Origin of the sequence: Candidatus Tremblayella phenacoccinincola (assembly GCF_002682985.1) — a bacterium.
GTDB classification, from domain to species: domain Bacteria; phylum Pseudomonadota; class Gammaproteobacteria; order Burkholderiales; family Burkholderiaceae; genus Tremblaya; species Tremblaya phenacola_C.
Genome location: NZ_MKGN01000012.1, coordinates 1 through 14,706, shown reverse-complemented (window position 1 = coordinate 14,706; position 14,706 = coordinate 1). Strand labels below are relative to the sequence as shown.

Here is a 14,706-nt window from a genome sequence, read left to right as displayed (position 1 = left end):
TATCAGAATATATGTACTACTTAGAAACAATGGATTCTTTAGCTACCATAGAACCCATATATAAAGAGCTAGCATTAACAAAAGGTTGGACCATATCTATAATAGCTGTTCTAATACAAAAGATATCTATAAGCCTAAATATAACTGTATGTAATATAGCTATGCTATTAAGAATATGTATATTAGGAAAAGCTGAATCACCAGGCATATCTCAAGTCATAACCATATTTAATAAAGAACTCCTACTAAGTCGTATAAAAAAGGTAACTACAATGATTAAGTATATCTATTGAGACAGCTGTTAGTTTAGTCTATATATAACAGCTAACATAAGATTAACTGGGTGTTGGCGCTACGCTATAGATGTATTCACAAGAACCATCCGATACCTCCAATACTTCTAGCATGTTCAGATATCACACCCCCCTAGAACAGAGTTAATATTAGGTTGGATGCTTTCAACATACGGTTCTATATGGACAAGCGTCTTTCTCCAACACCAATAAGATTAGAAACACACCTATTGCATATATTAGATTCTGAAGTATAATGCCAACACCTAAAACATCTTATTCCACTAGCTTTCTTAATAGATACCTTTAGAACCTCAGCTATATTGTTTTGAACTGCAACCTTATCAGCTTCATTATAGTTTAATATTATTGTCTCAGAAACCAACAACAAAAAAGGTAACTCATTTCCTAACTTAAGTAGTTTAAAAGCTAACCCATCATCTACATACAGAGCCGCACATACTTCTAAAGAACTACCAATAAGACCCCGTAACCGCTCTAACTCAATAACTTTGTTAGCTTCACTTCGAACATACATCATTATATTCCAATAAGGTTTATCCATATTTAAACTAGCAAAAGATAAACAGCTGTGCCACTCTTCAGAATATATATAGCTATCTCTTTCCCCATACTTATAGCCACATATCTCATATGCAGTAAAAGATACTATAGGAGAAACCCAAAGAACCATTGCTTCTAATATATGATATATAGCTGTCAGACAACTCATATGCGCATTACTTTTAACACTAGCAGTATAGCTACGATCTTTAACTATATCTATATAATATGCTCCTAACTCTATTGAACAATATTGCATAACACGCTTAATAACAATATGAAACAGATATCTATTGTAAGCATCTATTATATCTTTTTGAACCCTATAGGCGCAGCTTATTAGCCACCTATCCAATTCTAACATATCTTTAAAAGAGATAGCAGATCTTTTTGAATGGAACCCAGTTAAGCTAGCTAATAAAAACCTAATAGTATTACGAATACGTCGATATATATCAGAAGACCGTTTAATAGCTTCTTCAGATACCTGAACTTCTTTAGTAAAGTCATTTAAAGAAACCCATATACGAAATACATCAGCACCATAGACTTCAATTAGACTCAATGGGTTAATAACGTTTCCAATAGACTTAGACATTTTAAACCCGTCAGCATCTACAACAAATCCATGCGTTAATGATTCTCGATATGGTAAGTCTTCAGTTATTATGTTAGCTAATATTAAAAGAACCATAAACCAACCTCGATATTGGTCAGACCCCTCTAAACATAAGTCAGGCAGCTTAACCCCAAACTTAAGACTTAGCTTTCCAATCAAATAATAATATGCAGCTCCAGACTCAAACCATACGTCTAATATAGAACTACATTTATTATAGTGGCTTATAGTTGGATGCATGTGCATGTGCATGTTATTACCTAAGCTCCTATCAACCATATGCCAAGCTTCAATGCCATATATTTCAGTTAAGATAGCTGCTTTATCTAATAGTTCAGAAGTACGAGGATGTATATCATTTGGTTTACTATGTGTATATATTGGTATAGGGGTTCCCCAACTACGTTGTCTAGAAATACACCAGTCTGGCCGGTTTACTATCATAGACCCCATTCGTTCTTGACCCCATTTAGGAACCCAACTGATATTATTAATGCTATGTATAGTTCTTTTTACTAAGCTAATGCTATTTGTCTTAATAAACCATTGAGGAGTAGTTCGATATATTACTGCCTCTTTATGGCGCCAACAATAAGGATAATCATGTGCTATAGAATCCATATATAATAAGGAACTATTATTAACTAATAAAGCTTCTATATTATTAGTAGCCTTAGAGTTAGGTTTATATATGGATAACCCATGTAAAATATAGCAACTATCTAATAAACAGCTATCTATTATATAACTGCCTTGCTCACTAACTATAGATATTCTATTAAGAGCATATCTTTTACCTATATAATAGTCTTCTAATCCATGTGCGGACGCAATATGAACTAAACCAGTCCCAACATCAGCTGTTACGTATTCACTAAGAACAACTGGAACAATGCTACTTTTGATTGGATGATAAGTCCTTATAGATTCTAAGTGGTTACCTTTTACACTACCTATTAGAACCCAACTAACTATGTTCAGCTTTTTCATGGTATTATATGCTAAACAAGAAGCTAGTATATAATAGCTAGTTTCTGTTTTGATTAGCTGGTATACAATATTAGGATTGACAGCAACTGCTTGATTTGCTGGTATACTCCAAGTAGTGGTTGTCCAAGCTATTAACGAAATAGGTTCATTACTATATTTAGAATTAGTCTTATATAACCCAAATATAGATGCTATCTTTTTTGTATCTATAGTCTTAAATAGAATATAAACAGAGTTAGTTAGATGACTACGATATTCTATTTCAGCTTCTGCTAATGACGACAGACATCTAAAGCACCAATATACTGGCTTATTATCTCTATATAGGTATGTCTTATTAGAAACCTTACTTAGAGTGCGGATAGCATTAGATATTACAGCATTAGACATAGTTAAATACGCTCTTTCCCAACCACAAATAACACCTAAACGTATAAAGGACTCTTTTTGAATGAATACTTGTTTTGATGCGTACTTTATACAATATGTGTAAAAGCTGATAGTATTATATTGTATGCTTAGCTTATATAATATATATTCAAGCTTTATCTCTATTGGTAAACCATGGCAGTCCCATCCTGGAATATATATGCAGTTATACCCCATTAACTCTTTTGATTTAATAATAATGTCTTTCAATGTTTTATTAACAGCATGTCCAATATGTATTTGACCATTTGCGTACGGAGGACCATCATGTATATAATAAACCTTTTTAGTCTTTTTAGTATAACGTATAGCTTTATATATATATTCATTATACCAACGGCTAATCAGCTTAGGTTCAACATCAACTAAACAAGCCCGCATCGGAAAGCTAGTAGTTGGTAGGCTTAAGTTAAGAGGCTTTATATAGTTATACATAGTGTTTATATATACGTTAATATATGGTTCTTATTATATAGCATAACATATATCATAACAAGCACCCCTATTGCAGGTTCTAAAGACAATATCAAAAGCTAACCATATAAAAGGAGTTCTTATGTTGGTAACTACTAAAGCAACAACTAAAAGAATATCTAAACCAAAAAGACAACACTTAAATAATATAAGTAGGAAAGCTTCTCTACGTATCTTGATAAAAAAGATTAAAGCTGCTGTTTTAATAGGAAACCTAAAAGAAGCAAAAGGTATGTATATTATAATGCAGTCTATTATTGATAGGCAATCCAATAAAGGCTTAATCCATAAACACAAAGCTGCTCGATGCAAGACAGCCTTATCTAAAAAGATTAACTTAACATAAGATATTATGTTAACACAGCCTATAAAAGAAATGTATAAGCTATACAAAAGCAACTCAAAAACAATAGGAAATACTCCTATAATCTATTTAAATAATATAGAACCTAAAACCATATTAGTTAAAATAGAATCAAAAAACCCTAGCTTCAGCATAAAGTGTCGAATTGGAATGTCTATGCTTTTAGATATTAAACAAGCTAATATACTTAAAAGCCCTATCAATCTAATGGAACCAACTAGTGGTAATACTGGGATTGCTTTAGCCTATATAGCAGCTATATACAACTATAAGATAGTCCTAATAATGCCTGAATCAATGAGTATAGAAAGACAAAAGCTACTAAAAGCATTAGGTGTTAAATTAATATTAACAGCTGGTATAAAAGGAATGAAAGGTACTATATATAAAACTAAAAAGCTTATTAAAAGGAATCCAAAAAGGTATCTAATATTAGATCAGTTTAATAATCCTTCTAACTTTAAAACACATGAAACAACAACAAGCTTTGAAATATGGAACTCCACTAAAGATTCTATAGCTATGCTTATTTCTGGAGTAGGGACTGGAGGCACAATAACCGGAATAAGTCGTTACTTTAAAAAGCTAAAAGGAATTCCTATATCTATTGTGGCAGTAGAACCAATTGAATCTCCAATAATAAGTCAATCAATAACCTATATACAACCCAGTCCTAGCCAACACGAAATACAAGGGATAGGTGCTGGTTTTATTCCAAATAGTTTAGATAGTTATTATATAAATAAGGTAGTTAAAGTTAAAAGCAAACAAGCTATCTTTAACGCCCGCTTACTAATTAATAAAGAAGGAATAATAGCTGGTATTTCATCAGGGGCTGTAATAGCAGCTGCAATAAAACTACATAATAAACAACCCATAAAAAGGAAAGCTGTTATCATATTACCTTCTTCTGGTGAAAGATATCTGAGTACAAAGCTATTTAATAGGTTCTAATATAAACCAATAGAAGCTAATAAAGACTTAATAGCAAACATCCTATTTACTGCCTGTCCAAATACTAAGCTATATATAGAATAAAAAGCTTCATTAGATACTTCCATTCCATATATATAACTATATGCTTTTTGAATGTGTTTACCTATAGTTGTTTTATTATCATGAAAGGCAGGTAAACAATGTAAGAACTTAACGTTAATATTATTAGCTCTTAATAAAAGCAAGATATTAACTTGATAGCTACGCATATAAAAGATCCTTCTTTTCCATAGAGTTTTGCTTTCACCCATAGAAACCCAAACATCAGTATATATATAGTTAATACTATTAATACCTACTCTAGCATCTTCAGTAATAAATACGTTACCTCCAGCTTTTTGAGATAACAACTGGCTCTTATATATATAGAACTTCAAAGACCAACTGGTTCTCAAAGCTAATAGATATATAGTTAATCCAGTTAATAATGAAGCTTCTAATATAGAGTTACATACATTATTACGAACATCACCTATATATACAATCCTAACCTTACTAAACATATAATAGCTATAATACTCTTTTATAGTTAATAAGTCTGCTAATAGTTGAGTTGGGTGAAAGCTATCAGTTAGACCATTTATAACAGGAACTATAGAATGTTTAGATAATACTTTAATAGCTTTATGTTTATGACCGCGATATTCAATAGCATCATATATACGACTAAGAAAACAAGCAGAGTCTTTTATAGATTCTTTATGGGTTATCTGGTTTCCAAAAGGACCTAAATAAGTAATATTAGCACCATAATCAAAAGAAGCTACTTCAAAAGAACATCGAGTACGAGTAGAATCCTTTTCAAATATTAAAGCAACCTTTTTATCATATAGGATCTTATTTCCTTTTGCTATGGGGTTATCCTTTTTAAGACAGCTAGCTAGCTTTAATATATATACTAACTCTAAATAAGATAAGTCACTTAGTTTTAATAAACAGCTATCTTTTAAACTAAACATAGAAACACTCCCCATAAAAGCATTAGCATATAGTAGCTATCTATTTAGCTGGTCTATGGATATGGCGGGTCATAGTAAATGGTCTAACAAGACATCGAAAAGCTATAAAAGATATTCTAAAAGGGAAAAGGGAGTATTTACAAAGCTAATAAAAGAGGATACTAATACTTGTCCAATAGGATGCTAATACTGTTGTCCAATAGGATACTAATACTGTTGCCCAATAGGATGCTAATACTGTTGTCCAATAGGATGCTAATACTGTTGCCCAATAGCAAACAAAACAATATCATATATCGAGATCATATATCGAGGAATATACCAACGATGCCACAATAACTAATATATATTGAAAAGGCTGCTAAAGGCTATGTATATAATAATCCCTATGAAAGGCTATGTAGGAGACTTAATAGATACTCTATATAGCTATATGTATAAAGACCTAATAGTATTACCATTAAACACTATTCATGTACATGAAGTAATAGATATACCCAACACTACTATTCTAACTTAAGTATATATATGATACTAACTAAAGAAGAAAAGGACAGCTTGGTATTTCTTATTAAGTGTTCTATAAAAGGCCATTATAAACTATATCATAATGCTAAGTTCTAGATAAGATGTCGCTGTCATACCATAAACCCTAAGGAACTAACCTATATGAAAACTAATACTAAAGAGCTTAAAGAAGTTAGTCCTAAAGATAAACCAACAGCTAATGAAGAAGAAAAGCTAAAGAATCTAGAAGAGGAGCTAAACAACATAAAAGCCCAAGAAAAGGATAATATGCTACGTATAAAAGCAGATATGGAAAACATTAGAAAGCGTACTAAAAAAGATATTGAAAAAGCACATAAGCTTGCTCTAGAAAGATTTACATCTGAACTACTACCAGCTCTTGATAACTTAGAACGAGCCCTAGATACTATAGATAAATCTAATCAAGAGCTAAAAGCAACTATAGAAGGCATAGAGTTAACATTAAAAACATTATTAGATATCACTCAAAGGATTGGCATAAACGTAATTGATGAAGCAAACGTATCCTTTAACCCAAATATACATCAAGCAATGTGTATATTAGAAACAACTGAAAGCATGTCTAATAAAGTTATTACAGTTCTTCAAAAAGGATATGCTCTAAACGGAAAGCTAATACGTCCAGCAATGGTAACAGTATCTAAAGGAAAACATGTATTTACTGAAAAGACAGATTCGAAGACTATATGAACAGCTGCTCTACTGGGATTTCCTTTATTATATAAAAAGAACCCCAGAAGTATCAGATAATGCGTATGACTGTGCTAGAGATGAGTTAGCCTATCTTGAAAGATGTTACCCAGGTCTTTGTATTTGTTCTAGAAGTGGGCTATTTAAAAAGAAGAAACATATATTACCTATGCTTTCATTAAGAACCACATATAATAAAGAAGATATGCTTTTATTTGATAAACGTATCCGAAATAGACTTAAAGATAAACCTGAGGCTGATGTTGTATATTGTTGTGAGATCAAACTTGATGGGTTAGCTGTTAGTTTATTATATAAAGATGGTTGCTTAGTTAGAGGCTTAACACGTGGTGATGGCATATATGGTGAAGATGTTACTTCTAATGTTCTTGTAATAGAGGCTATTCCTAATAAGCTATTAAATGATGGTTCTTTACCACATATATTAGAGTTACGTGGGGTTCTAGTTATGTCTAATTATGGTCCTAACATATTAACTAGATTCTCTAACTATAAAAGCAACTACTATTCTACTCCACGTAATGCAGCTTCTGGTTCTATACGTCAGCTAGATCCAACTATCACATCTAAACGGTCTTTATCTTTTTATTGCTATGAAGGGCATTCTATATTACCAGGAACAAGTCCTTTATCTATTAGCCATATAGCTAACTTAAATAAGATAATCAGTTGGGGTGTTCCAGTATGTGAGCATAGACGAACATGTGTAGACATTAAAGAAGTATTTAGGTTTTATGATGAGATAAAAAGAATAAGGTTTATGTTAGGCTTTTCTATTGATGGTATAGCTGTTAAACTAGACTCTATAGAACATCAGAAGAAGCTTGGGGTTTCTACTAAGACTCCTAAATGGTCTATAGTTTATAGGTTCTCTTCTGAAGAGAAGATGACTAAGCTGAATAAGATTGTGTTTAGGGTTGGTAGGACTGGCATATTAACTCCGATAGCTAGCTTTAATCCTGTTTCAGTATCTGGTGTTACTATTAGAGCCGCTAGCTTACATAATATTAGCTTCATTAGACGGTTAGACATCATGGCTAATGATACAGTTATAGTCCGTCGTTCTGGAGACATTATACCTCAAGTTGTTAGATGTATTCCTAAATACCGAACAGCTAATACTAAACAGGTTGTCTTTCCTTTATATTGTCCTTCTTGCTTTTCCTTATTAACTAAGGCTTTAACTAAAGATAAGGTATATTTGTATTGTACTTCTGGTTTATCTTGTCCTAGCCAACTAAAAGCATCACTAAAGCACTTTGTTTCAAAATATGCAATGAATATACTTGGGTTAGGTGATGTCATAATTAGTAAGCTGGTTGATTATGGGTTAGTTTTAAATAGCTATGGGTTATATTATCTAAAAGCAAAGGACTTTATGAAAGCAGCCTCTATTGGGTTAAACCTATCACATAAGCTAGTATTACGTATTAGTAACTCAAAAAGGATCCCTTTATCTCGGTTTATATATTCTCTTGGTATCTTAAAGATAGGCAGGCTAACAGCTTTATCTATAGCTTCATCCTATAAAACCTTGAATAGCCTTTTATTAGCTGATATTACTTCTTTAGCTAGCATACCAAACGTTAACATAAAAGCAGCAAGTAATATATGTCTATATATAAGAACCCATAATAATATAATAAGAAGCCTAGCTAGTATATTAGATATATTTTAGGAACATTGGTTGCTATAGAAGATGAGATGGTCGAGAGGTTTAAGACGTATGTTTGGAAGACGTATATGTGAAAGCATCGAGGGTTCGAATCCCTCTCTCATCGGATGGCAAAGCAGTCTCTATGTATATATGCAACACAACCCAAAGCACTCAAAGAGGATTCCCCAACCATACGACATAGACCCAATAATGAACCACAACCCATTGCTTCTTTTAGTTAAGGAAGACCAGAAAGACCAAAGAATAGAAAGCTTTCTAACTTCTGTTCTAGGCGTCAGAGTTGCTAGAAGCTGGTCACATAAGGTCCTGAGTTCAAGCAGAGTAGGTATTAACAACAACAAACCTAACGTAGGACATCGTATCAAAGCTGGAGATTGTATATATGTTCAACATCCTAACTTAAGCCTGAATAATACCTTAACAAGCGATACGTACCAACTATATATATTATATGAGGACGAGTCCATAATAGCTGTTGATAAAGATAACAATATGCCAGTGCATAAAGGCAAAGAATGCACAGTCGTTAGCTTAATAGATTCGATACAGAAGCTCAATAACAACAACTCCATAAAGCTAGTCCATAGAATAGACCAACGTACGTCAGGTACAGTGGTTTTAGCAAAAGATAAGCCTGCATTACTTAATATACAAAAGCAGTTCGTATATAGGCAGGTGTTCAAGAAATATTATACTAGTGTTGCAGGAGATTGGTCTGTATACTGGACACAGATACAAACTATTAGAGCACCCTTAACAAAAGAGCTAGACACGTATACCAAGAAAGTATTAGTTCATCGTGCAGGGTTTCCAGCGTGTTCAATAGCTCAATGTCTGAAAGTATGGAGAAGATTCCTTTTACTTATCGTAAAGCTGGAAACAGGACGTACACATCAGCTTAGAATACACTGTAGTCATTTGGGGTTTCCAGTTCTTGGAGATATTCGGTATGGTAGTCAGCCTTTCTCAGGTTCCAGACTAATGCTACATTCCACTGTTCTTTCGATTAAACACCCAACATTAGGTTCAAGACTAAAGCTTCTTTCACCCCCACCTTTAAACTACACATTGTTCTTAAGAATCCTAAAGCTAAGGACTTAACTATGGCAGTGCAAAAGAAAAAGAAGTCACCAGCTAAAAGAAATATGAAACGGTTTCAAAAGAAATGTAAACATCCCACAATCTCTATTACCAAAAGAACCAACCCTCACTTACGTCACTACAGCTCTTCAGAACTCTGCAGATACATATAACAGCTAGTATTAGTATAGTCTTGCTTACCAAAAAGCGAACCGAGTATATTCAACCTTTTACCATCTTTTAACCTTAACATAGAGATGCTTAGCTTTCTTAAATGTACTACCATCATTATAGAGCATAAACAGACAACGATCAGCTTTCCTTCAATGTACAAGCTTGGTAATACATACGGAGCACACATTAGTTACCTACCTTCTTTTCTGCAAGCGACATTAGATTCAATGTTAAGACTAACTATTGGAAGAACCGCAGACATCAGTCACTTAATACGATGGGGTCCTCTTTCTAGAAGATATACAAAGAATCCATTCGTTCATTCTAAAGTATTTATTCAAGATCTGTCTGGAATAACGTTAGCTGCTTTCATTACTAATGCTACTTCAAAAGCAAAACTCCTAAATGAAGCTAACATTCTTAGCAGAGCTCAACCCTTATTCTCAAGAGCTAAACCTAGTTCTAACTATAAGGAAGTATATCTTCTACCTTGGCATATTAGACCCGTGTTTACGGCAATACACTCACGCATCAAAAAGCTTAATAACATACGTATATTCTGTTCAGGGTCAGAGTCCGGTGTTAATGGCTGCTCTACTTCTACTTCTACCAATAGCAATGACATAGGCTTCAGTAGTTGGAGAACAAACAGTTTAGGGTCAGAATCTAGTATGTACATGCACATGCACATGCTAGCACAACCAAGTAAGACACACATCACAGGTTACTTCGGGTTGGTTCTAGCTGGAAAAGAACAAAGCAACATCTCATCAGTAGAACTAGTGTTAACAGCCGCTGAGTCTTTAAGGAAGAGCAGTCCACCTGGAAAGAATGTAGAGCTCATTGGTAAAGAATCACATTGGTTAACACTCCAAGATAGGTTTATTGTCTCAGGCTTATCGTTGGTCTATGGACAGACTGGGTTTATTGCTTTCAACAACAAAGTGTTTAACTACATACTGAGCAATGGAAAAGATAAAGATGAACCACTAGCTTTAGCAAAGATCCTAAAAGCTCAGAAACTATTTGGAAGTCCTGAAAGAAATACTATATTGTGTAGTAACTCTTTAAATGTAACCCTAAGCTGGTAAGAACTTTTGATGTGCTTCAAAAACAAAGGACCTTACCAGCTGTTCTCCATGTTGCGTATATATGGACTCTGGGTGAAACTGCATACCTTCTATCGGCAGTTCTTTGTGTTTTATTCCCATTACTTCGTCTTCTGGAGACCATGCTGTAATCTCTATGGTTTCAGGTACAGAGCATTTATTTATAACAAGTGAGTGATATCTCATAACGTAGAAGCCCTGAGATGTTGTTCTAAATAGACCTTTATTGATGTGATATAGCTTACTAATATGTCCGTGCATTATGTTCTTGGCTTTTAATACTACACTACCAAAAGATACTCCTATTAGCTGATGTCCTAAACATATTCCCAAAAGTGGTTTAACGGTATGTAACTGCTTGAAAAGCTTCTTAACTGTTCTGAGGGTTGAAGGAGAACCAGGACCTGGAGAAAAGCAAACAACAGTAGGATTCATTGCTAATAAGTCTCTGAAAGAAACCTCATTATTCCTAACCACACTGACAGCTTCTCCTATATTACTGAAACAGGAACCCAAGTTGAACGTAAACGAGTCTTGGTTATCAATCAATGTTATCGTCATATATTTATGGTACTCCCTCCATCTAGTTTATTAATGCAGCTTAGTATAGCAACCACTTTGTTTTCAGTTTCCTTAACTTCACCCACTGGTCTTGAATGGAATACTATCCCAGCTGCAGATTGTATATAGGTTCGTTGTTTGTGGATAAGGCTTGTTCTTATGGTTATAGCTGTTTCGATGTCATTGGTTGAAACGTATCCGACAGAGCCTCCATAAAAGCTGCGCTTCATTGGTTCGAGCTTATCAATTAATTCCATAGCTTTTAGTTTTGGGGTTCCAGTAACAGTACCTGCGGGAAAGGTAGCATTTAGTATAGCCATGGTTGAGTTACGGTTTATCTTGCTTTTAACGGTGCTAACGATGTGTTGAACGTGCGAGTATTTCTCAATGCTCATTAAGTTAAAACAATATACGGTCCCATAAGCAGAAACTATACCTAAGTCGTTCCTTGCTAAATCAACCAGCATCACATGCTCAGCTATTTCTTTTAGGTCACTTCTTAGCATAGCTTCAAGTCTTAAGTCTTCGTTAACAGATCTTCCCCTAGGTCTAGTACCGGCTATAGGTTTGATAGAGGTAAGGTAGTCTTGTCTTTGAGTTGTTTGTTTAATCTGAATCTCTGGGGAGGCTCCTAGAACATCGAAGAACTCATATCTTAACAGAAACATATACGCCGAAGGGTTAACTGTTTTCAAGCTCTTGAAGAAATGTAAGCCATCAAGCCTGACTCTTTTAACAAACCTTCTACTAACTTGAATCTGCATTAGCTTACCTTTGTGAATGTATGTAACAGCCTTTGTTACTAACCCTAAATACTTCGTACGTACAATCGTAGTGATGCCTTTCTTGGAAATACGCTTAAGAACTATTAGAGCTCTTGATGGTGTTATATATATTATATTAACGACACATCTCAGCTTTTTAAGTTTTAATATGTATTGTTTAGATAATAACCCACAATTACTCTTCAGCTGTATTGTTGTTTGATAAGTTAACACAAGTTCTTTTGTTAAATGCATGAATACATCAGGTACGCCGAATGTGTCTTTCTTACTAAATAGACCTGTACGCTTTCTAAGATATCTAAACAGATCGTATCCAACATATCCAATACTCCCAACCTCAGAAACAAAGTGGTCATGTTTAGTAGCTTTGACATTGGTTAAATACATGCTGTTATTCAGAAATACATGAGGTTCTCCAAAAGATCTTCTAATGAGGCTGTTAAAGAAATATATACTGACTGTGGTAGAACGGTGTTCAGCTGTTACTTTGTTGAAAACCCCAATGAACGAACGACTGTGTTTAACTTCAAATATATAGCTATTGGTATTTATAAAAGAAAAGCTGGACCTGCGATATGTTTTTAGTAAGCTCATACTATATCCTGTTACAACTCCTATCATCGAGATACAATAATGACCAGCTGTTACAGGCTTTTCTCTATCTACTACAATATAGTTCAACATATGTTAGCAGTTCATATATTAGGTTAGTTCCTCCAATCTGTAGCATAGCTAGTAATACACCGTCTTGTTAATTAGAAGAGGGGAAGAGCCTCAGACACATATCTATTCTCCTATATTTAGCATACATACTAACAATAAATCCGGAAGGGAGGATGAAGCAGTGATAACTATCTGGGAATGCCTTGGAAAGCTTCAAGTCTTGTTAATGTCTATATGACAGTCTTTACTAGAGTACCAATTGATGTTTTAACAGGATGGTCTAATAAACATATGCTGGGTGCTCTGGAGAACCTAACAGAAACTAAACACGGAACTGAGAACAGTAACTTCTTTTTAACAACCGTACTGCGGAACCTAATTGTTACTGTCTTTGAGAACGTGGGGAACCATGAGTTACCTTTTTACTTGTGTTATATGTATTTCTTGTCAGTTAATGGTGTCCCAGCCCCCATATTGAATAGTAACGTAGAAGCTATTCCAGTTGTTCAGTGGGTTGATAAGCCGGTAGCAATAACTTTAAAGCTCATTGGGTCTACGCAAGAAGTACCAGGGAACCCACATCTACTAGAGACAGGTAGAGCTTTAGCAGCATTGCATCACATTAGTAAAAAGACTACGCTCTTCAATGCTCGAGTATACAGTATTAGCTGGGTTAAAGATAAGGTATCCAACTATGCATACGTTGTTCCCTTTGGTAAAAGATATGTGTTTGAGTATAGGTCTTCAATACAGTTATTCTTCTTCTTAGCGGGTGGCTATAAAAGGCTGGATGATGGGGTTTGTCATGGAGATCTATTTAAAGATAATGTGGCCTTTGAACAGCTATTTCATATGCATAGACAAAGACTAAGCGGTTGTTTTGACTTCTATTTCTCAGGACAAGAAAAGATGTTGGTTGATGTAGCCATAGCTTTAAACACTTGGTGCACATCTAGTAATGGTCTTCTAAATGCGTACGCTACTGTAAAGCTAATGCACTCGTACCAAACTATTAAGCCTCTGAAGAACAGGGAAAAGAAGAAGCTGTTGGTTACGTTAGAAGTGATGTCTTTTAGGTTTTGGCTTTCAAGGGTTGGAGGCTTTTATAAGAAAAGAATAACAGCTACAATATATACATACGATCCTGACTGCTTTAAGCATATGGGTAGCCTCTACTCGAGAAAGGAATGGTTCATCAGCTATGTATGTGCTCTGTAGCTGTTAAGAACCAACGTATATCTGTCCTAGAGCCTGGTTCATCTAATAGCCTATAGATACATACCAATATAGACTGCCTTTTCAAGCTACAATGAACATCATACATACTAATCTACATACTAATATACAAAGGTTAACTAACAACACAAGAACACCAAGATCTCAGATGCGGAGGTTGGAATTGAACCAACGTCCTTCGGGTTATGAGCCCGATGAGCTGCCAAGCCTGCTCCACTCCGCTTTAGATGCGTATTATGTTTATTATATAATACCGAGGACGGGACTTGAACCCGTATACTTATAAAAGCATTACCACCTCAAAGTAACGCGACTACCTATTTCGCCACCTCGGTATTAAACACTTTCTCCCTCCTTCCTTTGAAGAGCTATCAACAAAAGTATCCCTATAAATGCTAACTATAAGCCTATCTCTTTAGCTACAATATAGGCCTCTCTAGAAAATATATGAGAAGCTTTTGGGGTTCGTATG

General features: G+C 34.4%; 16 protein-coding genes and 3 tRNA genes. 12 read left to right on the top strand and 7 right to left on the bottom strand.

Going from position 1 to position 14,706, the window contains the following annotated elements:
- The coding region (locus tag TPPER_RS00645; protein ID WP_420885371.1) for a hypothetical protein at nt 1-293 on the top strand (293 nt) is incomplete at its 5' end.
- A 178-nt stretch (nt 294-471) separates the two neighbouring features.
- Here the strand turns inward: TPPER_RS00645 and ileS are convergent.
- Nucleotides 472-3,330, bottom strand: a complete 2,859-nt coding sequence (ileS, locus tag TPPER_RS00640) for an isoleucine--tRNA ligase (RefSeq protein ID WP_099336857.1) — start codon at nt 3,328-3,330, stop codon at nt 472-474.
- Between the two features lie 70 nt (nt 3,331-3,400).
- Between ileS and rpsT the strand changes: the two genes are divergently transcribed.
- The gene (rpsT, locus tag TPPER_RS00635; RefSeq protein WP_099336856.1) at nt 3,401-3,715 is read left to right on the top strand and encodes a 30S ribosomal protein S20; all 315 of its coding nucleotides are present in this window, start codon (nt 3,401-3,403) and stop codon (nt 3,713-3,715) included.
- A 30-nt stretch (nt 3,716-3,745) separates the two neighbouring features.
- Entirely contained in the window at nt 3,746-4,687 is a 942-nt protein-coding gene (cysK, locus tag TPPER_RS00630) for a cysteine synthase A (protein WP_099336858.1), read from the top strand.
- Here cysK and argF read toward each other — a convergent pair.
- Nucleotides 4,684-5,688 (bottom strand): ornithine carbamoyltransferase, encoded by a 1,005-nt coding sequence (gene argF, locus TPPER_RS00625; protein ID WP_099336859.1) that lies wholly within the window; start codon nt 5,686-5,688, stop codon nt 4,684-4,686. The genes cysK and argF overlap by 4 nt on opposite strands.
- A 55-nt stretch (nt 5,689-5,743) precedes the next feature.
- Here argF and TPPER_RS01340 point away from each other — a divergent pair, with 55 nt between their 5' ends.
- From TPPER_RS01340 to rpmF, 7 genes are all read left to right on the top strand, one after another.
- Nucleotides 5,744-5,875 carry a hypothetical protein gene (locus tag TPPER_RS01340; RefSeq protein WP_272896468.1) on the top strand — a complete coding sequence of 44 codons (132 nt, stop codon included), beginning with the start codon at nt 5,744-5,746 and terminating at the stop codon, nt 5,873-5,875.
- Between the two features lie 162 nt (nt 5,876-6,037).
- The gene (locus tag TPPER_RS01320; protein ID WP_186787048.1) at nt 6,038-6,208 is read left to right on the top strand and encodes a hypothetical protein; all 171 of its coding nucleotides are present in this window, start codon (nt 6,038-6,040) and stop codon (nt 6,206-6,208) included.
- 149 nt (nt 6,209-6,357) lie between these two features.
- Complete coding sequence (gene grpE / locus TPPER_RS00620) at nt 6,358-6,927, top strand: nucleotide exchange factor GrpE (protein WP_099336855.1); 570 nt, start codon at nt 6,358-6,360, stop codon at nt 6,925-6,927.
- On the top strand, nt 6,890-8,626 hold the full coding sequence (gene ligA, locus TPPER_RS00615; RefSeq protein ID WP_099336854.1) for an NAD-dependent DNA ligase LigA: 1,737 nt from the start codon (nt 6,890-6,892) through the stop codon (nt 8,624-8,626). Before grpE ends, ligA begins: the two co-directional genes overlap by 38 nt.
- Before the next feature lie 20 nt (nt 8,627-8,646).
- A tRNA-Ser gene (locus TPPER_RS00610) sits at nt 8,647-8,729 on the top strand.
- Nucleotides 8,730-8,755: 26 nt separating this feature from the next.
- Nucleotides 8,756-9,727: an RluA family pseudouridine synthase gene (locus TPPER_RS00605; RefSeq protein ID WP_099336853.1), complete on the top strand. Its 972-nt coding sequence runs from the start codon at nt 8,756-8,758 to the stop codon at nt 9,725-9,727.
- Between the two features lie 2 nt (nt 9,728-9,729).
- Nucleotides 9,730-9,879: a 50S ribosomal protein L32 gene (rpmF, locus tag TPPER_RS01345; protein ID WP_146684948.1), complete on the top strand. Its 150-nt coding sequence runs from the start codon at nt 9,730-9,732 to the stop codon at nt 9,877-9,879.
- On the opposite strand, the gene TPPER_RS01315 is transcribed toward rpmF, so the two are convergent.
- Entirely contained in the window at nt 9,846-10,067 is a 222-nt protein-coding gene (locus TPPER_RS01315) for a hypothetical protein (protein ID WP_186787047.1), read from the bottom strand. The genes rpmF and TPPER_RS01315 overlap by 34 nt on opposite strands.
- Nucleotides 10,068-10,107: 40 nt before the next feature.
- Here TPPER_RS01315 and TPPER_RS00600 point away from each other — a divergent pair, with 40 nt between their 5' ends.
- Nucleotides 10,108-10,971: an aconitase family protein gene (locus TPPER_RS00600; protein ID WP_186787046.1), complete on the top strand. Its 864-nt coding sequence runs from the start codon at nt 10,108-10,110 to the stop codon at nt 10,969-10,971.
- On the opposite strand, the gene TPPER_RS00595 is transcribed toward TPPER_RS00600, so the two are convergent.
- Nucleotides 10,960-11,550, bottom strand: a complete 591-nt coding sequence (locus TPPER_RS00595; RefSeq protein ID WP_099336851.1) for an anthranilate synthase component II — start codon at nt 11,548-11,550, stop codon at nt 10,960-10,962. The genes TPPER_RS00600 and TPPER_RS00595 overlap by 12 nt on opposite strands.
- Entirely contained in the window at nt 11,547-13,019 is a 1,473-nt protein-coding gene (locus tag TPPER_RS00590; RefSeq protein ID WP_099336850.1) for an anthranilate synthase component I family protein, read from the bottom strand. The genes TPPER_RS00595 and TPPER_RS00590 overlap by 4 nt, the downstream gene beginning before the upstream one ends.
- Nucleotides 13,020-13,232: 213 nt before the next feature.
- Between TPPER_RS00590 and TPPER_RS00585 the strand changes: the two genes are divergently transcribed.
- Entirely contained in the window at nt 13,233-14,216 is a 984-nt protein-coding gene (locus TPPER_RS00585; protein WP_186787045.1) for a phosphotransferase, read from the top strand.
- 166 nt (nt 14,217-14,382) lie between these two features.
- Here the strand turns inward: TPPER_RS00585 and TPPER_RS00580 are convergent.
- A tRNA-Met gene (locus tag TPPER_RS00580) sits at nt 14,383-14,457 on the bottom strand.
- 28 nt (nt 14,458-14,485) lie between these two features.
- Nucleotides 14,486-14,569: transfer RNA gene (locus TPPER_RS00575), tRNA-Leu, on the bottom strand.
- Nucleotides 14,570-14,706: the final 137 nt, after the last annotated feature.